The following is a 20,431-nucleotide window of genomic DNA, read 5'->3' as shown; positions in this document are numbered from 1 at the left end:
TGAAAAATCATGTTGATATTCTGTCGCGCATCAGCACTTCTATGTCTGGCACGGTTTTGATCGCCGCCGCCGTGAGCACTTCATTTCCTGTTTCAGTAACCAGCACATCGTCTTCTATGCGGATACCGATATTCCAGAAATGCGCCGGCACATTGTCGGCCGGCCGCACATAACAACCCGGCTCCACGGTCAGCACATTACCTGCTTGCAGCATGACCCAGTCGCCGGCCGCTGTCTTGTATTCACCGGCGTCATGCACATCCAGGCCCAGCCAATGGCCGGTCCTGTGCATGTAAAACTGGCGATAGCTGCCGTTTTCCAGCACTTGGTCACGGCTGCCCTGGCACAGTCCGTAATGGATAAAGCCATCCACCAGCACATCCAAGGCCGCTTCATGTGGTGCATTCCAGTGCTGCTGCGGGCTGACGCTGGCGATGGCAGCCGCCTGGGCAGCCAGCACCAGCTGGTACAGATCTTTCTGAGGTGCGCTAAAACGGCCGTTGACCGGAAAGGTACGCGTAATATCAGAGGCGTAACCATCCAGCTCACAACCGGCATCGATCAACAGCAGGTCGCCATCTTTCAGTTCGGCATTATTGGCGTTGTAGTGCAGGGTGCAGGCATTGGCGCCACCGGCGACTATGCTGGTATACGCAGGTGCCTGTGCCCCCTGGCTATAAAACCCATGCATGAATTCAGCTTCCACCTGGTATTCCCACTTGCCTGGCCTGGATATCTGCATGGCGCGGTTGTGCGCGGCGGCGGCGATCTGCGCCGATCTACGCATCAGGTCGGCTTCCCACGGCGATTTAACCAGGCGCAGGCTGTCTATATGTAGCCTTACATCAACCACTGCCGCTGGCGCCTGTATGCCACTGCGTGTTTGCGCGCGTACGGTATTCAGCCAGCCAGCGACTTTGCTATCCCAGCCGGCATCTGAGCCCAGGCTATAAAACAGCGCCGGCTGGTTGGCCATCAGTTTGGGCAAGACTTCATCCAGCTCGCTGATGGAGTAGGCTTCATCAAACCCGAATTCATCTTTGGCCGCTTGCGGACCATGGCGAAAACCATCCCAGATCTCGCGTTCAATATCCTTGTCACGGCAAAAAAGAATGCTTTTGTTTTCTGCCCCGGCCAGCAGCACCAGCACCGCCTCAGGCTCTTTAAAACCGCTCAGGTAATAAAAGTAGCTGTCAAAACGATAAGGGTAGTGGCTGTCACGGTTACGCGTCACTTCTGGCGCAGTGGGAATGACTGCGATCCCGGCCTGCATGCGGGACATCAGTTGTTGACGGCGCTGTGAAAATTCGTGCATGGAAAAACTCAAAGGTGATCCTGGATGGTTGGGCATTTTAGCTTATTTGGTGCGCATTTGCTGGAATGGTTCAACGCCAGACTGGCCTCAGAACCCCATCATTTCATATAGCTCGGATTGCCTGACATTTTTTTCAGCCTGGTCTATGGTGCCGTCTGCCTGCCATTTCTGCAGGATATTGGCCAGGACAGGTTTGACCTGCGCACCGCGCATGCCAGGCTTGATCGCTGGCTGATACAGCATTTTCAGCAACAAGGCATCCAGGCCGGTCAGTAATGACTCCGGCGTGTGGTCGTTGAACACTGAGGGGAAGACCTTGTCCGAATCGCTAGGCAAGCCCATCGCCTGCGTAGTCTCCTCGACGATACAGGACAGCAACTGCCGGTGCTCCTGTGCATAATCGACCGGGATCACCACCCAGGCCTTTCTGATCGCCTTTTTATCATCCAGGTGGATGCCGAACATGCAGGCGGCATCACTTGGCGGCTTGATGGATAGATCACCGCTGACCAGGGCGATATCATTGCGCCACAACTGCAGGTGTGAGAACACCACGATAAAATTGGCTTCCTGCCGCGAGCTGGCAAAACTGATGGGGTGGCCAGTGATCTTGGCCAAATGCTGAAAGTGGTATCTGGTGAGCAGGCTGTGCTGCTCGGTCTGGTCGGTATGATGTTCCAGCCACACTTTGATCGGTTGCAGCCATTTGCGCACCGGCTGCTCGCCCGGGCTATATTCGCTATGCAAGGCGATCTCGCTGAAGGCCTGCTGCAGATAGGCGACCGATTGCCAGGGCTCTTCTGCATGGGTCAAGGGTGAGACGGCCAGCAGGCACGCTGCAAACCAGCGCCTAATCATGCCTGGCCTCGCCCCGGCTGGGCGCAACATGGCTGCGCAATGGCTGCAGCAGGTCATTGAGGCCATTATGGTCTATCTCCTGCATCAATTGCAGCAGGCGCCCCAGCTCGCCCTTGGGAAAGCCATCGCGCGCAAACCAGTTAAGGTAGTGGCCGGGCAGATCGGCGATCAGTCTGTCCTTGTATTTGCCATAGGGCATTCTGAGGGTGACCAGTTGCATCAGATCATTGTTATTCATAGACATCTTTTCGGCAAAAATCACTTATTGATAAAAATAATTTACAGTTTTTATTGATCGCTACTCTCAAAAATCGCCATTGCCATCCGTTAATACCATTATCTAGTGAATAGATAGCCATTAAAAAAATAATCAGCTTTGAATTTTAACATCGCTTAAGAGGCACGATGCAATACGAAATCAGTAAAGAAAAAAGTGCAGAATTTCTGCGACAGGCCATCCAGCATATGTCCATGCAGGATGCTGCCTTCCATCCGGTCAGCTACGCTGTCTGGTACGAATACTCGTCTGGTGAACACGCGCACCTGATAGACGAAGTCAACTCGCTGATAGACAAAGAGAAAAAACTTAACGAAAAAAGTACCGCCCAGTTATTCAACAAGCATATCGCCAGCCTGGATGCTGACAGCGCACAGAATATCGTAGACCGCTTTAACCATGTGGTGTCGGATATCAATGCCTCTACCGTCAAAGCCGGCCATGAGACTACACAATTCAGGAAGACGCTGGACGCCTGGTCTGGTGAACTGCAGCAGCTGGATGGCGAAGTGGCGCGCCACATGGGCGAGCTGTTATCCGAAACCGCCAATATCCAGCAATCCATGCATACCTTGCAGGACCAGCTGCACAGCAGCCTGCAAGAGATCGCCGCTTTAAAGAATGAGATCGTCAAAGCCAAACAGGAAGCCGTTTCAGACGGGCTGACCGGCCTGATGAACCGCAGAGGCTTCGATCATGCACTGAACCAGAGCCTGGCATCGGCATCCAGCCTTGAAGACACTTGCCTGATCATAGGCGACATCGATTTTTTCAAACGCGTCAACGATACCTATGGCCATTTGTTTGGCGATAAAGTGATACAGGCAGTGGCCAGGATCATGAAAGCCGTTTCCGGCGAGCTGTATACCGCCGCCCGCTATGGCGGTGAAGAATTCGTGTTGTTATTGCCACATACGCCGCTGGAAACCGCCAGGGAAGTGGCCGAGAGCATACGCCAGCATGTGGCGAATATCAGCATTAAAAACAATGTCACCAGCAAACTGATCTCAAATGTCACCATCTCGCTGGGAGTGACCGCGTATCAGCCCGGGGAAAGCGCAGAAAGCTTCCTCAATCGTGCCGATCAGGCCCTGTATACCTCCAAGGCCAAAGGACGTAACCAGGTCACACTGATCACCGAAGAGCTGGCAGCAGCTTAAACACAGGCGGCCAGGCCGCCTCAGCCTTTACAGTAAATCACGTTTTTGCTCGGGAATATCCTCATACGGATACCGGGCATGCCCAAATCGCATCACCAGCACCGAAATCGCCAGTATCAGGATCGCTGCCGAGACTGCCAGCATATGCGTCTCTGTCATTTCTTTCATATCCAGCAACAGATAGCGCGCCAAGGCGACCATGGCGATATAGATAGGATAGCGCATGGGCAGTTTCCCGGTGCCGAAATAGCTATTGATCATGGAAAAGACTTCCAGGTACAAGAACAGCTGCAGCAGATCGCCCAGCCCTACCATGCCTACATTCCACATGCGTGCCAGCTCGTGTGCCAGCGAGAAGAAGGTGGCGATAGTCACCAGCGCCAGCCCCAGTCGCTCTATCCACATCAAAGCCTGGTGCGCGATCTTGTCGGTTTTATGCTCGTATGGCGGTCTCATGCTTCCCCCTTAATTTTTTGTTTTACTTAGCCATGCGTCTATCTGCTGCAAACGCTCTGGCGTACCGATATCATGCCAGATGCCGGTATGGTGCTGTCCACTGACCAAGGCCTGCTGCATGGCGGTTTTTAACAGCGGCGCCAGCTTTGCCGGCTGGCCGCGCACTACTTCCTGGAATAACTGCGGGTGATAGACCCCCACTCCAGAGAAGGTGAGTCTATGGTCACTGGCCTCTTTGACCAGCCCATACTCTAAAGCAAAATCACCCTGCGCGTGCTGCGGCGGATTATCCACCATCACCAAATGGGCGAGTTTGGCTGCAGGCAGAGCTAGGGTGGCATAGTCTATATCGGTAAACACATCACCATTGATCACCAGAAACGGCTGCTCGCCCAGCAAGGGCAAGGCCTGGGCGATGCCACCGGCGGTTTCCAGTGCGCTCTGCTCCGGGCTGTATCGAATATTGACCTGCCATTGCCGGCCATCGCCCAGCGCCTGCTCTATCTGCTGGCCGAGATGGGCATGGTTGATGACTATCTCGGCTATACCCGCCTGCGCCAGCCGCTCTATGTGCCACACGATCAGCGGTTTTCCGCCGACTTGCAGCAAGGGTTTGGGCGTATGGTCGGTCAACGGCCGCATGCGCTCGCCACGCCCCGCCGCCAGTATCATGGCCCGCATGCTCAATCAGCCTTTTCCAGTGCCTGCAACAGCCTGAGCAAAGGCCGCAACTCTACATAACGTTCGCAAGCGGCCTGCAGATACTGCATGACCAGCGGCATATCCTTGAGATAACCGTCTTTACCGTCGCGGTGATACAGGCGCGCAAAAATGCCCAGCACCTTGATGTGGCGCTGTACGCCCATCCATTCAAAATCTTTATAAAAGCCGCCAAAATCCTCATTCACCGGCAAACCGGCTTTTTTGGCCGCCTGCCAGTAACGCACTACCCAATCCATCAGATCTTCCTCATCCCAGCGGATATAAGCGTCTTTAAACAGCGAGGCCAGGTCATAGGTGATGGCGCCTATCACCGCATCCTGAAAGTCCAGCACGCCAGGGTTATTTTCTGCGGTGACCATCAGGTTACGCGAATGGTAGTCCCTGTGCACAGTCACCTGCGGTTGCTGCAAGATGTTGTCTACCAACTGGGCGAAAGTCTTGTCCAGCACCGCCTGCTGCTCTGCTGACAATGTCTTGCCCAGATGTTTAGTCACATACCAGTCGGGGAACAACTGTAACTCGCGCATCAGCAAGGCAGCGTCATACGGCGGTAAAGCATCTTTATCGGTTGCCAGTTGCATGTTGATCAGCGCCTGGCAGGCATCGCCATACAAGGCTTTGGCGTTTTGCGCGGTGAGCTTGGACAGGTAGGTATCATTACCCAGGTCACTCAGTAACAAAAACCCTTGCTCTAGATCCTGGGCGATCACTTCAGGTACATTCAAACCGGCAGCCAGCAGGCGTTCGGCCACCTGGACGAATGGCCGGCAGTCTTCCTGCGGTGGTGGCGCGTCCATGGCGATCAAGGTCTGCTGCGGCAGATGCACGCGGAAATAACGCCTGAAACTGGCGTCGGCAGAAGCCGTAGTGAGCGTATAAGGCTGGTCTAGGACCTGTGCCAGCCATTGTTCAAGTTGTTGTGTTCTATCCACAAATTTTCCCGGATCATGAATAAGCGGTTCAAGTGCACGCGCTTGCTGTTAAAATGCGACTCACATTTTAATGTGAAAAATGACTTTTTAAGCGTTTTAATGAATAATATAGCCCAAATGAATGGGGCATCCGGCCAGGTGGCACGAATTGCATGCATATAACCACTCTGCGACCCGCGGAGCCTACTGAAACTATCACTCTTTGACTAACTTGCAAGTTCATTCCTCCATTTCACGGGAGCGCGGCATACGCCTGATTCTGGCGCTGGTGGCGACCGGCACCATGGCGTCCGCACACGTGCGGGCTGATGATGGCAATACGCCTGCTGTAGTGGTCGCCGAGAATGCCAGCCTGCCAGGTGCGGTCGAGATCGAGGGCGACACCCTCAAACTGCGCATGGACAGGCAGATGTGGGCCACCGGCAATGCCGTGATCCGCAAGGATGGCCAGCAGGTCACCGGCGACGAGATCCGTTATGACATGCAGAACGATGAATTGCAGGTAGAAGGCAATGCGGTGATCTCGGCCGGCCTCACCACCATCAAAGGCCCGGTACTGCGCATGCGCCTGAGTGAGAATATCGGCGAGATGCGTGATGTGACCATTGAGTTTAAAAGCGCCCCGCCCAGGCCTAGCAATGATGACACCAATACCTTGCTAGACGACCAGGCTATCCTGGTCAGCGACCCTAAACGCTACATTGATGACAACGCCTCATACAGCAACCAAGAAAAAAAGACTTCTTTTGATAACATCCGCGCCTCGGCCAAGCAGGTGTTTTTTGAAGGGCAGAATATCAAGCGCCTTAAAAGCGCCAGCTACACCTCGTGTGCTGCCGATGTCGATGACTGGTATATCAAAACCGGCAGCCTGGAATTAAATGATTACACCCGCACCGGCGAAGCCACCAATGCCTACGTCGAGTTCAAGGGTGTGCCTATCCTGTATACGCCATGGATGAGTTTCTCGTATAACAACCAGCGTAAAACCGGTTTGCTGGCGCCATTGTGGGGGACGACTTCACGCAGTGGTTTCGAGCTGCTGACGCCCTACTACATCAACATCAGCCCGGACAAGGATGCCACGCTGGCGACGCGCGTGCTGAGCAAACGAGGCATACAGTTCCAGGGCGAGTTCCGCTACCTGGGTGAGAACTACATGGGCTCGAATAACTTCGAGTACCTGGACAACGACAGTATGACCGGCCAGGACCGTTTTTATGCCAAGCTGGCGCACCGCCACCAGTTCAGCGACCGCTGGTCTGGCGGCTACAGCCTGGAAAAAGTCTCGGATGACAAATACTTCTCTGAAATGGCGACCAGGATACAGGTGACGTCGCGGGTCAACCTCGGGCAAACTGCATTCGTCAATTATGCGGACGAACACCTGACCTTTAACGGTACCGTACAACGCTATCAGAACCTGGATAACCTCTCGTTCGTCTACCAGCGCCTGCCGCAACTGACCGCGACCTATACCAACGACTGGAAAGGTTTCACTACCAATACCGGGGCGCAATACGTTTATTTTGACGCCATGAAAGAAATGGTGAATGCGCCTAGTGGCAGCCGTTTCAGCTTATATCCATCGATCTCTTATCCGATGAAGAATTCGTATGGTTTCATCACGCCCAAGGTCGGCGTGCAGACCACGCAATACAGCCTGACCGGCAATGTGCCGCTGGGCTACACCGAAGAATACAACCAGCTGAACCGGACATTGCCTATCGTCAGCCTGGACTCGGGCATGTATTTTGACCGCCAGGCCAACCTGTTCGATACCAACTACACGCACACGCTGGAACCACGCGCCTACTATGTGTATATCCCGTATAGAGATCAGACCAAGATCCCTATTTTTGATACTTCGCTCAACACGCTGAACCAGAACTCTATCTTTTACGAGAACCAGTTCAGTGGTGACGACAGGATCAATAACGCCAACCAGGTCACACTGGCAGTGACCAGCCGCCTGATAGACAGTGAGACCGGCATAGAACGCCTCAGCGGCACCCTGGGCCAGCGCTTCTATTTTGATGACCTGGAAGTGTATATGCCGACCACCGCGCCCAGCACGCGCAAGTCGTCTGATATCCTGGCGGCATTCACGGCCCGCCTTTCCAGCCGGCTCAACCTGGATACCTACTGGCAGTATGACCCCGACCGCGGCAATATGGAACGTAACAACTACTTGCTGCGTTATAATCCCGAGCCTGGCAAATCATTCAGTTTCGGCTACCGTTACACCGCCAATACCCTGGAGCAGATCGATACTGCCGGCCAATGGCCACTGGGTAACAGATGGTACGGTGTGGGCCGCATGAACTACTCTATCCGTGATGGCAATGCCGTACAAATGCTGGCGGGCCTGGAGTATGATGCCGGATGCTGGCAAGGCAGAGCCGTCATGCAGCGCGTACAGACTGCGACTGCCGACGCGAACTATGCCATGTTTTTTCAACTCGAACTGGGTGGGCTGACCTCTATAGGCGCCAACCCATTAAACGTTATCAAGCGCAATATCCCGACTTATATGCGCACCAATGATATCCCGGGAATTTACAGAGACCAGAACACCCAATGATGAAATACTTATCCATATTCCTACACCCGGTTGTTGGCGCTGCGCTTTTGCTAGGCGTATCAGCGAACATCAGTGCGGCAGACAAACCCTCTATCGAAAAGATGGACAGGATCATCGCAGTGGTGGATCAGTCCGTGATCACTGAACGCGAGATGCTGGACCGTATGGAATCAGTCAGAGCGCAAATGACCAAAAAAGGCGTAGAACTACCGCCGGAAGATGTGCTGCAGAAACAGATACTGGAACGCCTGATCGTCGATAGCCTGCAATTACAGCTGGCGTCGCAAACCGGCATCAAGGTCGACGACCCGCAACTGGATAAGACCATAGAGCGTATCGCCGAACAGAACAAGCTGACCATGCCGGCCTTTAAAAAAGCGCTGGAAGAAGACGGCACCAAGTTTTACAAGTTCCGTGAAGACATACGCAACGACATCATACTCACCCGCTTAAGGGAGCGTGATGTAGATAACAAGGTCAATATTTCTGAAGCCGAAATCGATAACTACCTGAGCACGCAGGAAAAAGAAGGCGACCTGGACGAATTCAATATCTCGCAGATCCTGATCCGCCTGCCGGAAGACAGCTCGCCTGAAGATATCCAGAAAGCCAGAATGCGTACCGAGCAGGCGATCAAAGCCATGTCTGAAGGCATGAGTTTCGAGAAAGCCTCGGCTAACTTTTCTGACGCACCGAATGCGCTGGAAGGTGGCGAACTCGGCTGGCGCAGTGGCCAGCAGATGCCTGCCCAGTTCGTCGACCTGATCAAGACCCTGGATGTGGGCGGTGTGTCACGCCCTATCCGCAGTGGCAGCGGCGTGCATATCTTCAAACTGAACGAAAGACGCGCAGGCGCCAGCACTTTGATCGTAGACCAGACCCACGTGCGCCATATCCTGCTGAAACCGAATGAGGTGCTGTCTGACAAGGAAGCCCAGCAAAAAATCGAGTCTATCAAAGAGCGTATCGATCACGGCACCCCTTTCCAGGACATGGCCCGCCAGTATTCTGACGACGGCAGTGCTTCCAGTGGCGGCGACCTGGGCTGGATCAACCCTGGCGATACGGTGCCGGTGTTTGAAAAAGCCATGGCCGAACTGGCCCCTAACGAAGTCAGTGCGCCGGTACGCAGCCAGTTTGGCTGGCACATCATCCAGGTCATAGAGCGCCGCAAACAGGATATGTCCAAAGAATCCAAACGCCTGAAAGCACGCCAGGAGATCCGCGCCCGCAAGGCAGAAGAAGCCTATACCGACTGGATACACGAGCTGCGTGACAAAGCGTTTGTCGAGTTGCGGCTAGAAGACAAGTTTTAATGGCAAGCGTTAGCCTCACTGGATGACCACGCTCCCCCGTATCGCGATCACCGCTGGTGAACCTGCCGGGATAGGCCTGGATATCTGTGTCAAACTGGCGCACACCGCAGTACCTGCCGCACTGGTGATCCTGGCTGACCCGCATGCCTTGCAGGCCAGGGCAGCGCAGCTGGATATTCCCCTGACCCTGCATTGTTATGAAGAGCTGGCGCCGGCACATGCGGGCGATGGCAGCCTCTGTGTACTGCCGGTACTGGCAGGCGCCACTGTCACGGCTGGTACGCTAGACCCCAAGAACAGCCCTTATGTGCTAGCCATGCTAGACCAGGCCCGCGAAGGCTGTGAAGCAGGCGCGTTTGACGCCATGGTCACCGCGCCCGTGCACAAAGGCATCATCAATGATGCAGGCATAGACTTTACCGGCCACACCGAATACCTGGCAGATACTACCGGCACAGCGCAAGTGGTGATGATGCTGGTCGGCGGTGGCATGCGCGTGGCACTGGCCACCACCCACCTGCCGCTGAGCCAGGTGAGCGATGCCATCACCCGCGAATCACTCACCACTACGCTACGTATCCTGCATCAGGACCTGGTGCAAAAATTCGGCATTGTCAGGCCGGTCATCTATGTCGCCGGCCTTAACCCGCATGCCGGTGAGAACGGCTATCTGGGCGACGAAGAGATCAATACCATCAACCCGGTGCTGGATGCGCTGCGCGCAGAAGGCATGCAGCTGACAGGCGCACTGCCGGCCGACACCATGTTCTCGCAGAAAAACCTGGCCAGCGCAGATGCTTTTCTGGCCATGTACCATGACCAGGGCCTGACTGTGCTCAAACATGCCAGTTTTGGTGAAGGCGTCAATGTCACCCTGGGCCTGCCTATCATACGCACCTCGGTCGACCATGGCACGGCGCTGGATATTGCCGGCAGCGGCCAGGCCGATATAGGCAGCATGCTCAGTGCGATCAGCCTGGCCATTGAAATGGTAGAAAAACGCGTCGCAGCTGACTGATACGGTCAACTGGCGAACCACCCACTCCACGAGCATTCGATCACATGAAACACCTAGCGAAAAAACGATTCGGGCAGAATTTCCTCACCGACCAGGGCATCATAGCCAGCCTGATCACAGCGATACAACCCGTGCCAGACGACCTGATGGTAGAGATAGGCCCCGGCCTGGGCGCCATGACGCAACCCTTGCTCAAACAGCTGGATCACCTGCATGTAGTAGAGATAGACCGCGATATCATTCAGTGGATGCAATCGTTTTACCCGACCAACAAGATCAGCATCCACAACTCGGATGTGCTGAAATTCGACTTCAGCAGCATAGGCGAGCGCATACGCGTGGTCGGCAACCTGCCTTACAACATCTCCAGCCCTATCCTGTTCAAGCTGCTGGAAAACACCGCGCAGATCATAGATATGCACTTTATGCTGCAGAAAGAAGTGGTAGAACGCATGGTGGCAGCACCCTCCACTTCTGAATACGGACGACTTTCGGTGATGCTGCAATACCGCCTGCAGATGGAATACCTGATCACCGTACCGCCGGAAGCGTTTGAACCTGCCCCCAAGGTAGAATCTGCTTTTGTGCGTTGCGTGCCGCATGCACGATTACCTTATCCGGCCAGCGATGAAGCGCTGTTTGCCAAAGTGGTGCTGGCCGCTTTCGGCCAGCGCCGCAAAACCTTGCGCAACACCCTGAAAGGCCTGCTGGATGATGCCGGTTTTATTGCGCTGAATATTGACTCGCAATTAAGGGCAGAAAACCTCAGCGTGGCCGAGTTTGTCACTATCAGCAATTATGTAGCTGTAAACCCGCTTGCTGATTAAGGCTAGCCAATTTAGTTTCGCCCATATAAGTTTAAGTCGATTGCGTTAGGCCAGCTTTTTTTAGCCTGATATAATCTTTCTTTCCTCAAAAACAATCTTTTGGAGCATGACATGCGTTTGATTCTGCTGGGTGCACCCGGTGCCGGTAAAGGTACTCAGGCCACTTTCATCAAAGAAAAATACAACATTCCACAAATTTCTACTGGTGACATGTTACGTGCAGCCGTAAAAGCAGGTACCCAGCTGGGCCTGGAAGCCAAAAAATTCATGGATGCGGGCGGCCTGGTGCCTGATGAAGTGATCATAGGCCTGGTGAAAGAGCGTATCAAAGACGCAGATTGCGCCAACGGTTTCCTGTTTGACGGTTTCCCGCGCACCATCCCGCAAGCAGAAGCCATGAAAAACGCCGGCGTCGCCATTGATTATGTGGTTGAGATCGATGTGCCGGATGCCGCCATCGTCGAGCGCATGAGCGGCCGCCGCAGCCACCCGGCTTCTGGCCGTACCTACCATGTGAAATTCAACCCGCCTAAAGTGGCCGGTAAAGATGACGCCACTGGTGAAGAACTGGTGCAGCGTGAGGACGACAAGGAAGAAGTGGTACAGAAACGCCTGCAGGTCTATCACGACCAGACTGAACAACTGATAGGCTACTACTCAGACTGGGCGAAATCTGGTGTCAGCGGCGCGCCACAGTACGTCAAGGTCAATGGCCTGGGTGAGTTGAATACCATTAAAGAAGAAATTTTTGCTGCATTGAAATAAGATTTGCAGCTGAACAAAAAGCCCGCAAACTTGCGGGCTTTTTGTTTATTTCAGATCTTCGGATGCTCAAGGTCTGTTAAACAGACCTTGTAAAGATTAGAAGTCGTAACGGATACCGGCAAACACCTGACGCTGGCGTCCTGCCACTTTGCCGTCCACACGGCTGACCAGATACTCTTTATCTGCCAGGTTATGACCACTTAGAAAATAAGTAAGTTTGGAGCCGACTGGTTTAAAGTTAACCGACGCATTCAGCAAGGTATAAGCAGGGATCCTGCCCTGTTGACCATTCAGACTCTCGATTGTCGAGTTGTTCGCGTCTACATATTGCTGGCTGACATAATCAATACCAATACGCGCATTAAAACCAATCGGGTGCTGATAACCAAAGTTGAGGGAGGCTATGTCACGTGGTGCATAAGGCAGACGATTGCCACTGGTAGTGCGCGCAGTATTCTTCTCGAACCTGGCAGTAAATAGATTTGTGTAATTACCAGCAATATAGAAATTATGCGGACTGTCATAGATCCTGCCGAAGTCAACTCGTGCCGCCATTTCCAATCCAGTCTGTTGCGATTTACCTGCATTGATAAAATTACCCGCAGTGCTTTGGATGACAATTTCGTCAAAATCGATATTGAACAATGTGGCTTCAAAACCGACGCCTTTGAAATAAGATGAACGCACGCCTATCTCGGTGTTGGTGCTTTCTTCGGCTTTGGTGCTACTGATCGCATCCGGGCCAGCCAAAAGTTCAAAATCTATGTCACGTGATGGTCTTGGCGGGGCAAACCCTCGGTGTATGCCTGCAAAAACTGTGGTATTCGCAATGCCATTCCAGGTGGTGCCTATGCCTGGCAACCACACTGTCTGGCTATTGTTTTTAGCGAAACCTTGAGGCGCGCCCTCAGCTTGCAACACATTGATCTTCTTTTTGTAATCTTCAACACGCAGACCAGGTGTCAGTGTCCAGTCACCCAGATAAAACGTATTCTGTGCGTAATAAGATTTTGCCTCGATATCAATGCGGATATCTTCCCTGAAAGAGCCGAATGCTTTGGCATAAGACAAACTTTGCGCGCGTGGATCACCGTCCCTGAACTGCTGACGCTTATTGCCTTCTTCATGATATCTAAAGCCTACCACTGCACTGCTTTCGATACCGAACAAGTTATGCTTGATATCCAAACGCGGTTCAAAACCATAGTAATCGTAACTTCTGGGCCGGTGGCGACCGCCACACTGCTCTGCATTGGCGACTGTCGCAGCGCCCAGGCCAGTACATCTGTCCATGACAGAAACGCCACCCAAGGTACCTGAATCGTTGATCTGCCTGAATGAGGTTCTGAAGGCATCCACATAATAGGCACTGGTGGTCAGAGTCGCGTTTTGATTGATATCGAAGATATGTTGCAATTGCAAAGACTTGCGCTGATATTCAAAGCGGTCATTTTTGCCGGTAGGCGCCTGATATTTATCCTGCGCGTATTCCACTGAACCCAGGCCGGTCTCAGAGACATGCGAGTCCTCTTCATAGTAGCCGACTTTGGCAATGATGCGCTGGCTTTCAGTCAGGTTCAACTGGCCTTTCACCATCAGCTCGCGCATTTCAAAGTCATGGTTCTTGCGGATACCATCACCTTTTTTCTGTATCGCATCGATCATGATGCCACCCTGTTCGCCACCCACACCAAGGTTTGCGGCAAAGCCAGAAAAGTCATTGTTACCCACCATGCCGGTGACACTGCCTTCAAATCCGTTTTTGGGCACTGGCTTGGTCACAAAGTTGATCATGCCACCTACCGTCTGCGGGCCATATAAGATCTGGCCAGAGCCTTTCACTACTTCGATGCGCTGCACGCGTTCTATGGGGGTGGTGTAATGCGCCGAAGGGTCGCCATACGGCCCCAGGAACAATGGCATGCCATCTTCCATTAACAAAGTGCGTGATGTACGTCTGGGGTCCATGCCCCTGATACCGATATTGACGCCCAGGCCAAAGGTATTCTCACCCACGATGTGTACGCCAGGCACATTATTGATCGCTTCCTGCAGTGAAAACGGCCTGCGTTCATTCAGGGCCTTTTCATCGACCACGCTATATGAACCAGGCACGGTTTCCAGACGGTCAGGCAAGATGCCTTTCACGACCACAGCATCTACTTCTAAACTCTCGGTTTTATTTCCCTGTGTTTCTGCAAAACCATTTGAAACATTGACACCCATCACTACAGCCGTTGCGGCGTAGATGATTTTTTTATTAGTTATGTACATCCTCTTCGTCCTCTTGTTATAAAAATGACGGGGAGGATAAAGCAACATTTACACCAATGCATTTTTCATAATCATTATCTCGTTGATTTATTTATGCAAATATACTTACAACTCCGTCTCCACCTGCAAAAAAAGTTAAACACCTGCATGAATATTGGCTGATATAAACCAACAAGATAATTTACTGGTTTATATCAGCCAATCACAGTATTTACCTTGCCGCTATCCCGCCCCTCACAAACCACCAGTCGCAGGGTTCTCAGGTATAATTATTGTTTTCGTTATCGCGTCCCGGTCCCCCATGCAACAGCAGTATCCATATAAAGAAGTCGAACAACAGGCACAGCAATTCTGGGGCGCCAAGCAAAGCTTTTTAGCCAAACCTGAAAGCAGCAAACCCAAGTACTACTGTTTGTCCATGTTCCCCTACCCTAGCGGCAAGCTGCACATGGGCCATGTGCGCAACTACACCATAGGTGACGTGCTCAGCCGCTACCACCACATGAAAGGTTTCAACGTGTTGCAGCCTATGGGCTGGGATGCGTTTGGCCTGCCTGCCGAGAATGCTGCCATTCAGAACAAGGTGCCGCCGGCGCAATGGACCTATGACAATATTGCTTACATGCGCAAGCAGTTGCAGTCACTCGGCTTTGCCATAGACTGGAGCCGCGAGCTGGCGACCTGCCAGCCTGAATATTACAAATGGAACCAGTGGCTGTTCCTGCGCATGCTGGAAAAAGGCATTGCTTACAAAAAGACCCAGGTGGTCAACTGGGACCCGGTAGACCAGACGGTACTGGCCAATGAGCAGGTGATAGACGGCCGCGGCTGGCGCACCGGCGCCCTGGTCGAAAAACGCGAGATCCCGGGTTATTACCTGAATATCACCGGCCACGCCCAGCAACTGCTGGATGACCTGGATAAACTGCCAGGCTGGCCTGAACGCGTAAAAACCATGCAGGCCAACTGGATAGGCAAAAGCGTGGGGGTACGTTTCGCGTTTCCGCACAGCATACAGAATGACGCAGGCCAGCTGATAGATGACGGCAAGCTGTGGGTATTCACCACCCGCGCCGACACCATCATGGGCGTGACTTTCTGCGCGGTGGCGGCCGAACATCCGCTGGCCACGCATGCCGCGCAAAACAACCCTGCCCTGCAAGCCTTTATCGATCAATGCAAGCAAGGTTCTGTCATGGAAGCCGATATGGCGACCATGGAAAAAGAAGGCATGGATACCGGCCTGACCGTGCTGCACCCGGTGACTGGTGAACAGGTGCCGGTGTGGGTGGGCAACTATGTGCTGATGACATATGGCGAAGGCGCCGTGATGGCGGTGCCCGCACATGACGAACGCGATTTTGGCTTTGCCAAGAAATACCAGCTGCCTATCAAGCAGGTCATCAGCGTCATCGACCAGACCTTTGACCTCAGCACCTGGCAAGAGTGGTATGGCGAGAAGAGCAAAGGTGTCTGCATATACTCAGGCAAATACAACGACCTCAACTATGCGCAGGCCATAGATGCTGTGGCTGCCGACCTGGCCGAAAAAGACCTGGGCGGCAAACAGACTAACTGGCGCCTGCGCGACTGGGGGATCTCCCGTCAGCGCTACTGGGGCTGCCCTATCCCTATCATCCACTGCGAAAGCTGTGGCAGCGTGCCGGTGCCTGATGAGCAGTTACCAGTCAGACTGCCGGAAGATTGCGTGCCTGACGGCTCGGGCAACCCGCTCAACAAGCGTGAAGATTTTCTGCATTGTGCCTGCCCTAGCTGCGGCAAACCGGCCAAGCGCGAAACTGACACCATGGATACCTTTGTCGATTCCAGCTGGTATTACGCACGTTATGCCTCAGGCTTTAGCGACACTGCCATGGTGGATGCACAGACCAACCACTGGATGCCGGTAGACCAGTACATAGGCGGGATCGAACATGCGATTCTGCACCTGCTGTATTCGCGCTTCTGGAGCAAGGTCATGCGCGACCTCGGCCTGGTCAATTATGACGAGCCTTTTGCCAACCTGCTGACGCAGGGCATGGTGCTCAACCATATCTTCTCGCGCCGTACGGCTAAAGGCGGCATTGAGTATTTTGCCCCTGAAGAGATAGAACTGATCCAGGATGACAACGGCAAGATCACCGGCGCCAAACTGCTGGCCGATGGTTCTGCCATTGATTACCAGGGCATAGGTACCATGTCCAAATCCAAGCGTAACGGCGTGGACCCGCAATCACTGATAGAGCAATACGGTGCCGATACCGCGCGTTTCTTCATGATGTTTGCCGCTCCACCCGAGCAGACGCTGGAATGGTCTGACAGCGGCGTGGAAGGCTCGCACCGTTTCCTGAAACGGGTATGGAATTACGGTTACGGCCTGTCTGAAACCCAGGCGGCCGAAATGCCTAACAAGCTGACAGGCGAACTGGCTAACCACAGACGCGAGATCCACACTGTGTTGAAACAGGCCAATGTCGACCTGGCCAAACTGCAATTCAACACCGTGGCTTCAGCCTGCATGAAGATACTGAATACGCTGGAAAAACTGCAGAAAGAAGCAGAAAAAGACTGGTCAGCAGTGGCTTTTGAAGGCTACAGCATACTGCTGCGCGTGTTGTCGCCTATCGCCCCGCACATCGCCCAGGTCATGTGGCAAACGCTGAACCTGGGTGAGGATATCATGGCCGCCAAATGGCCGGAACCCGCCAACTCGGCGCTGGTGCAGGACGAAGTGGAATACGTGGTGCAAGTGAATGGCAAGTTGCGCGGCAGCATCAATATTCCCAAGAGCATGGCCAAAGAGCAGATAGAAGCGACTGCCGTCAATCAGGATTTCGTACAGAAATTCCTCAATGAAGGCAGCGTTAAGAAGATCATCGTCGTGCCTAACAAATTGATTAACATCGTCGTTGCCTAAGCAACGCCACTATTGAATATCCTAGTGAATTCGTAGTGAACATCGTAGAAAGGATGACCATGCTGCTTTCCCGCCTGACGCCAGTCTTGCTGAGCCGGTTTTCTCTTGCCAGGGCCGTGCAGCACTGCGGCTGGCTGGTATTGCTGGCAGCACTGAGCAGCTGCGGTTTTCAGTTACGCCAGCCTTCGCCGATCGCGTTCAAGAGCATGTTTATTTCCGGCAACTCCACCATCTCCACGCCTTTACGCAAAGCGCTGACCGAGCAAGGGATCAAGCTGGTAGAAAGTGCGGAAGATGCCGAGTTGCAGCTGGAATTGCTGAAGGAAGAGAATGAGCAACGCATTCTTTCCCTGAGCGGTACCGGTGTGGTGCGTGAATACGAGCTGTACTACCGTGTGCAATACCGCACCAAGATCGCCGGCGAGCCGACCTGGGGCCTGCCGCTGGTCATGGAAGGCCGCCGTGACTATACCTATAATGACGCCAACTTGCTGGCTAAACAGACAGAGCAAAAACTGTTGACTGACAGCATGCAGATCGATGTGTTGAATGGTATCTTGCGCCGCCTGTCAGCGCTGAAAAAAGCCGAGTAGCCTATGCGCATCCAGGCTGCGCAACTGTCACAGCACCTGCCACCCAGGCAGCACCTGTACGTGCTGGCCGGTGACGAACCGCTGTCCATCACCGAGTCTCTGGACCAGATTCGCGCCGCCGCCAGGCAACAGGGGGCACAGGAGCGTGCAAGCTTTTCTGTAGAGCGTTATTTCAACTGGGGTCAGATCAGCCAGTTTTTGCAGAGCTTCTCGCTGTTTGCCGAGCGACGCATACTTGAGATCAGTATCCCCACCGGCAAACCCGGGGTAGAAGGCGCCAAAGCCCTGCAACAACTGGCCGAACTGCCGGCAGCCGACACCACCATCATCATCACCCTGCCCGCGCCCGACCGCGACATGACTAACAGTGCCTGGTATGAGGCCTTGTTGCAGCAAGGGGTAGTGCTGATACATAACCAGGTGCCGCTGGCACAACTGCCGGACTGGATAGGCCAGCGGCTGGCCTTGCAACAACAGAGCGCAGATGAAGTGTCACGCCGTTTTATCGCCGAGCAGGTAGAAGGCAATTTACTGGCGGCGCACCAGGAGATCCAGAAACTGGGATTGTTATATCCGGCTGGCCCCTTGTCGGAACAAGCGATACGCCAGTGCGTGCTGAATGTCGCGCGTTTCGATGTATCGCAACTGGGCGAAGCCATGCTGCACGGCGATCAAAGCCGCATACTGCGCATCATAGAAGGCCTGCGTGAAGAAGGTGAAACTGCAGTCACCGTCATGAATCCGCTGGTGTGGCTGTTCCGGCCATTGCTACAAGTACGCATCGCCATGCAAAGTGGGCAATCCATGCAAAATGCACTTACCCAGGCCAGGCTGTTCGGGGACCGTCAGCAATTAGTCAAACGTGCATTGGAATTTTTACCGCAAAAACATATCGAAGCAGCACTACAAAAATTGTCAGACATAGACCGCATGGCAAAAGGCGTAGGTGACGGCGATGCCTGGCTGGAGCTATCCCGCTTGTGTACCGGCATTGCGCGTATGGCGGCCAGCAGATCGGCCAGAACAAGAACACGCTAACATTCAGGTAAAGCTGGTTTAGGATAAAATAACAAGTTATGGACATTCAACACTATATGAAACAACTGGGAGAGCAGGCGCGCGCGGCCTCCCGTTTGATGGCTAAAGCGGATACCAACACCAAGAACCAGGCCCTGCGCAATATCGCCAGCCTGATCCGTCATCACGAAAAAGCCCTGCTCGCCGCCAACCAGCAAGACCTGGACGCGGCCAAAGCCAATGGCATGGAAGCCGCCATGCTGGACCGCCTGGCACTGAGCGAAAAATCAGTGGCGACCATGGCAGAAGGCCTGGAGCAGATCGCCAGCCTGCCAGACCCTATAGGCGAAATGAGCAATTTCAAATACCGTCCTTCCGGCATCCAGATCGGCCAGATGCGTGTGCCGCTGGGCGTGATAGGCATTATTTACGAAGCCCGCCCGAATGTCACGGTGGATGCGGCCGGCCTGTGTATCAAGTCTGGCAACGCCTGTATCCTGCGTGGCGGTTCTGAAGCCATACATTGCAACCAGGCACTGGCTAAACTCGTGCATCAGGGCCTGCAGCAGGCTGTTTTGCCACAAGCGGCGGTGCTGGTGGTGGAAACCACAGACCGCGCGGCGGTCGGCGAGCTGATCACCATGAAACAATATGTGGATGTGATCGTGCCACGCGGTGGCAAAGGCCTGATAGAGCGTATCAGCAGTGATGCGCGCATCCCTGTCATCAAACATCTGGATGGCAATTGCCATATCTATGTCGATGATGAAGCCGACCTGGATAAAGCGCTGCGTATACTGGAAAACGCCAAGACCCAGCGCCTGGGCACCTGCAACACCGCCGAGTCACTGCTGGTGGCGCGCAGCATCGCCGAAACCGCACTGCCTAAACTGGCCGACATGCTGATCAGCAAAGGCGTGGAGATCCGCGGCTGCGACGAAACACGCGCTATCGTCCCGCAAGCCAAAGCGGCGACTGAAGAAGACTATTACACTGAATATCTGGATGCCATCATCTCGTGCAAGGTCGTCAGCGGCCTGGAACAGGCGATCGCACATATCAACCAGTACTCCAGCCAGCATACCGAGGCGATAGTCACCGAGAACTACACCAAGGCGCGCCAGTTCCTGCGTGAAGTCGACTCCAGCAGCGTCATGGTCAACGCCTCCACCCGCTTTGCCGATGGCTTTGAATATGGCTTCGGTGCAGAAATAGGTATCTCTACCGACAAACTGCATGCGCGCGGCCCTGTGGGCCTGGATGGCCTGACGTCGCTGAAGTACATCGTGCTCGGTGACGGCCACGTTCGCGCCTGACAAATCGCATGAAGCGAGCGCTTCACGGCGTTGCGCGGTGCTCGATTCATGTGATTTGAACATTGATTAATGCGACTAAAGAA

The 20,431-nt window shown here is 53.8% G+C and carries 17 protein-coding genes; 10 read left to right on the top strand and 7 right to left on the bottom strand.

Annotated elements, in window-relative coordinates:
* Positions 1–7 precede the first annotated feature (7 nt).
* From ACT6RZ_RS03890 to ACT6RZ_RS03880, 3 genes are all read right to left on the bottom strand, one after another.
* Positions 8–1,315 (bottom strand): aminopeptidase P N-terminal domain-containing protein, encoded by a 1,308-nt coding sequence (locus tag ACT6RZ_RS03890; protein WP_444700880.1) that lies wholly within the window; start codon positions 1,313–1,315, stop codon positions 8–10.
* An 87-nt stretch (positions 1,316–1,402) separates the two neighbouring features.
* Positions 1,403–2,173 carry a DUF2927 domain-containing protein gene (locus ACT6RZ_RS03885; protein WP_444700879.1) on the bottom strand — a complete coding sequence of 257 codons (771 nt, stop codon included), beginning with the start codon at positions 2,171–2,173 and terminating at the stop codon, positions 1,403–1,405.
* Complete coding sequence (locus tag ACT6RZ_RS03880) at positions 2,166–2,411, bottom strand: DUF3820 family protein (RefSeq protein WP_444700878.1); 246 nt, start codon at positions 2,409–2,411, stop codon at positions 2,166–2,168. The genes ACT6RZ_RS03885 and ACT6RZ_RS03880 overlap by 8 nt, the downstream gene beginning before the upstream one ends.
* Positions 2,412–2,578: 167 nt before the next feature.
* On the opposite strand from ACT6RZ_RS03880, the gene ACT6RZ_RS03875 reads away from it, so the two are divergent.
* The gene (locus ACT6RZ_RS03875; RefSeq protein ID WP_444700877.1) at positions 2,579–3,610 is read left to right on the top strand and encodes a GGDEF domain-containing protein; all 1,032 of its coding nucleotides are present in this window, start codon (positions 2,579–2,581) and stop codon (positions 3,608–3,610) included.
* A 27-nt stretch (positions 3,611–3,637) separates the two neighbouring features.
* On the opposite strand, the gene ACT6RZ_RS03870 is transcribed toward ACT6RZ_RS03875, so the two are convergent.
* From ACT6RZ_RS03870 to ACT6RZ_RS03860, 3 genes are read right to left on the bottom strand one after another with little or no spacing between them, the layout of a single operon-like run.
* Entirely contained in the window at positions 3,638–4,066 is a 429-nt protein-coding gene (locus tag ACT6RZ_RS03870; RefSeq protein WP_442585943.1) for a phosphate-starvation-inducible protein PsiE, read from the bottom strand.
* 9 nt (positions 4,067–4,075) lie between these two features.
* Positions 4,076–4,747, bottom strand: a complete 672-nt coding sequence (gene murU / locus ACT6RZ_RS03865; RefSeq protein WP_444700876.1) for an N-acetylmuramate alpha-1-phosphate uridylyltransferase MurU — start codon at positions 4,745–4,747, stop codon at positions 4,076–4,078.
* Between the two features lie 2 nt (positions 4,748–4,749).
* Complete coding sequence (locus ACT6RZ_RS03860) at positions 4,750–5,721, bottom strand: aminoglycoside phosphotransferase family protein (RefSeq protein ID WP_444700875.1); 972 nt, start codon at positions 5,719–5,721, stop codon at positions 4,750–4,752.
* 202 nt (positions 5,722–5,923) lie between these two features.
* On the opposite strand from ACT6RZ_RS03860, the gene ACT6RZ_RS03855 reads away from it, so the two are divergent.
* The 5 genes from ACT6RZ_RS03855 (at position 5,924) to adk (ending at position 12,231) form a co-directional block, all read left to right on the top strand.
* Positions 5,924–8,305 (top strand): LPS-assembly protein LptD, encoded by a 2,382-nt coding sequence (locus ACT6RZ_RS03855; RefSeq protein WP_444700874.1) that lies wholly within the window; start codon positions 5,924–5,926, stop codon positions 8,303–8,305.
* Positions 8,302–9,621, top strand: coding sequence for a peptidylprolyl isomerase (locus tag ACT6RZ_RS03850; RefSeq protein WP_444700873.1), 1,320 nt, complete (start codon positions 8,302–8,304; stop codon positions 9,619–9,621). Before ACT6RZ_RS03855 ends, ACT6RZ_RS03850 begins: the two co-directional genes overlap by 4 nt.
* Positions 9,622–9,643: 22 nt before the next feature.
* Positions 9,644–10,639: a 4-hydroxythreonine-4-phosphate dehydrogenase PdxA gene (pdxA, locus tag ACT6RZ_RS03845; protein ID WP_444700872.1), complete on the top strand. Its 996-nt coding sequence runs from the start codon at positions 9,644–9,646 to the stop codon at positions 10,637–10,639.
* A gap of 44 nt (positions 10,640–10,683) precedes the next feature.
* Entirely contained in the window at positions 10,684–11,466 is a 783-nt protein-coding gene (rsmA, locus tag ACT6RZ_RS03840; protein ID WP_444700871.1) for a 16S rRNA (adenine(1518)-N(6)/adenine(1519)-N(6))-dimethyltransferase RsmA, read from the top strand.
* Positions 11,467–11,577: 111 nt separating this feature from the next.
* Complete coding sequence (gene adk / locus ACT6RZ_RS03835; RefSeq protein ID WP_444700870.1) at positions 11,578–12,231, top strand: adenylate kinase; 654 nt, start codon at positions 11,578–11,580, stop codon at positions 12,229–12,231.
* Between the two features lie 96 nt (positions 12,232–12,327).
* On the opposite strand, the gene ACT6RZ_RS03830 is transcribed toward adk, so the two are convergent.
* Positions 12,328–14,505 (bottom strand): TonB-dependent receptor family protein, encoded by a 2,178-nt coding sequence (locus tag ACT6RZ_RS03830; RefSeq protein WP_444700869.1) that lies wholly within the window; start codon positions 14,503–14,505, stop codon positions 12,328–12,330.
* Between the two features lie 301 nt (positions 14,506–14,806).
* Here ACT6RZ_RS03830 and leuS point away from each other — a divergent pair, with 301 nt between their 5' ends.
* The 4 genes from leuS to ACT6RZ_RS03810 are packed head-to-tail and all read left to right on the top strand — an operon-like array spanning position 14,807 to position 20,348.
* Positions 14,807–17,422, top strand: a complete 2,616-nt coding sequence (gene leuS, locus ACT6RZ_RS03825; RefSeq protein WP_444700868.1) for a leucine--tRNA ligase — start codon at positions 14,807–14,809, stop codon at positions 17,420–17,422.
* A 35-nt stretch (positions 17,423–17,457) separates the two neighbouring features.
* Complete coding sequence (locus ACT6RZ_RS03820; protein WP_444700867.1) at positions 17,458–18,015, top strand: LPS-assembly lipoprotein LptE; 558 nt, start codon at positions 17,458–17,460, stop codon at positions 18,013–18,015.
* A gap of 3 nt (positions 18,016–18,018) precedes the next feature.
* Entirely contained in the window at positions 18,019–19,053 is a 1,035-nt protein-coding gene (holA, locus tag ACT6RZ_RS03815; protein WP_444700866.1) for a DNA polymerase III subunit delta, read from the top strand.
* A gap of 38 nt (positions 19,054–19,091) precedes the next feature.
* The gene (locus tag ACT6RZ_RS03810; RefSeq protein WP_444700865.1) at positions 19,092–20,348 is read left to right on the top strand and encodes a glutamate-5-semialdehyde dehydrogenase; all 1,257 of its coding nucleotides are present in this window, start codon (positions 19,092–19,094) and stop codon (positions 20,346–20,348) included.
* Positions 20,349–20,431 lie beyond the last annotated feature (83 nt).

The sequence above is a fragment of the Methylophilus sp. genome (assembly GCF_052437885.1).
In the GTDB taxonomy this organism is placed as follows: domain Bacteria; phylum Pseudomonadota; class Gammaproteobacteria; order Burkholderiales; family Methylophilaceae; genus Methylophilus.
Note: the sequence above shows the minus strand (reverse complement) of the source record. Positions and strands in the feature narration are given on the sequence as shown.

Coding starts and splice junctions, on each gene's coding strand:
- ACT6RZ_RS03890 (WP_444700880.1), bottom strand. CDS start 1,315: ATGCACGAATTTTCACAGCGCCGTCAACAACTGATGTCCCGCATGCAG.
- ACT6RZ_RS03885 (WP_444700879.1), bottom strand. CDS start 2,173: ATGATTAGGCGCTGGTTTGCAGCGTGCCTGCTGGCCGTCTCACCCTTG.
- ACT6RZ_RS03880 (WP_444700878.1), bottom strand. CDS start 2,411: ATGAATAACAATGATCTGATGCAACTGGTCACCCTCAGAATGCCCTAT.
- ACT6RZ_RS03875 (WP_444700877.1), top strand. CDS start 2,579: ATGCAATACGAAATCAGTAAAGAAAAAAGTGCAGAATTTCTGCGACAG.
- ACT6RZ_RS03870 (WP_442585943.1), bottom strand. CDS start 4,066: ATGAGACCGCCATACGAGCATAAAACCGACAAGATCGCGCACCAGGCT.
- murU (WP_444700876.1), bottom strand. CDS start 4,747: ATGCGGGCCATGATACTGGCGGCGGGGCGTGGCGAGCGCATGCGGCCG.
- ACT6RZ_RS03850 (WP_444700873.1), top strand. CDS start 8,302: ATGATGAAATACTTATCCATATTCCTACACCCGGTTGTTGGCGCTGCG.
- pdxA (WP_444700872.1), top strand. CDS start 9,644: ATGACCACGCTCCCCCGTATCGCGATCACCGCTGGTGAACCTGCCGGG.
- rsmA (WP_444700871.1), top strand. CDS start 10,684: ATGAAACACCTAGCGAAAAAACGATTCGGGCAGAATTTCCTCACCGAC.
- adk (WP_444700870.1), top strand. CDS start 11,578: ATGCGTTTGATTCTGCTGGGTGCACCCGGTGCCGGTAAAGGTACTCAG.
- ACT6RZ_RS03830 (WP_444700869.1), bottom strand. CDS start 14,505: ATGTACATAACTAATAAAAAAATCATCTACGCCGCAACGGCTGTAGTG.
- leuS (WP_444700868.1), top strand. CDS start 14,807: ATGCAACAGCAGTATCCATATAAAGAAGTCGAACAACAGGCACAGCAA.
- holA (WP_444700866.1), top strand. CDS start 18,019: ATGCGCATCCAGGCTGCGCAACTGTCACAGCACCTGCCACCCAGGCAG.
- ACT6RZ_RS03810 (WP_444700865.1), top strand. CDS start 19,092: ATGGACATTCAACACTATATGAAACAACTGGGAGAGCAGGCGCGCGCG.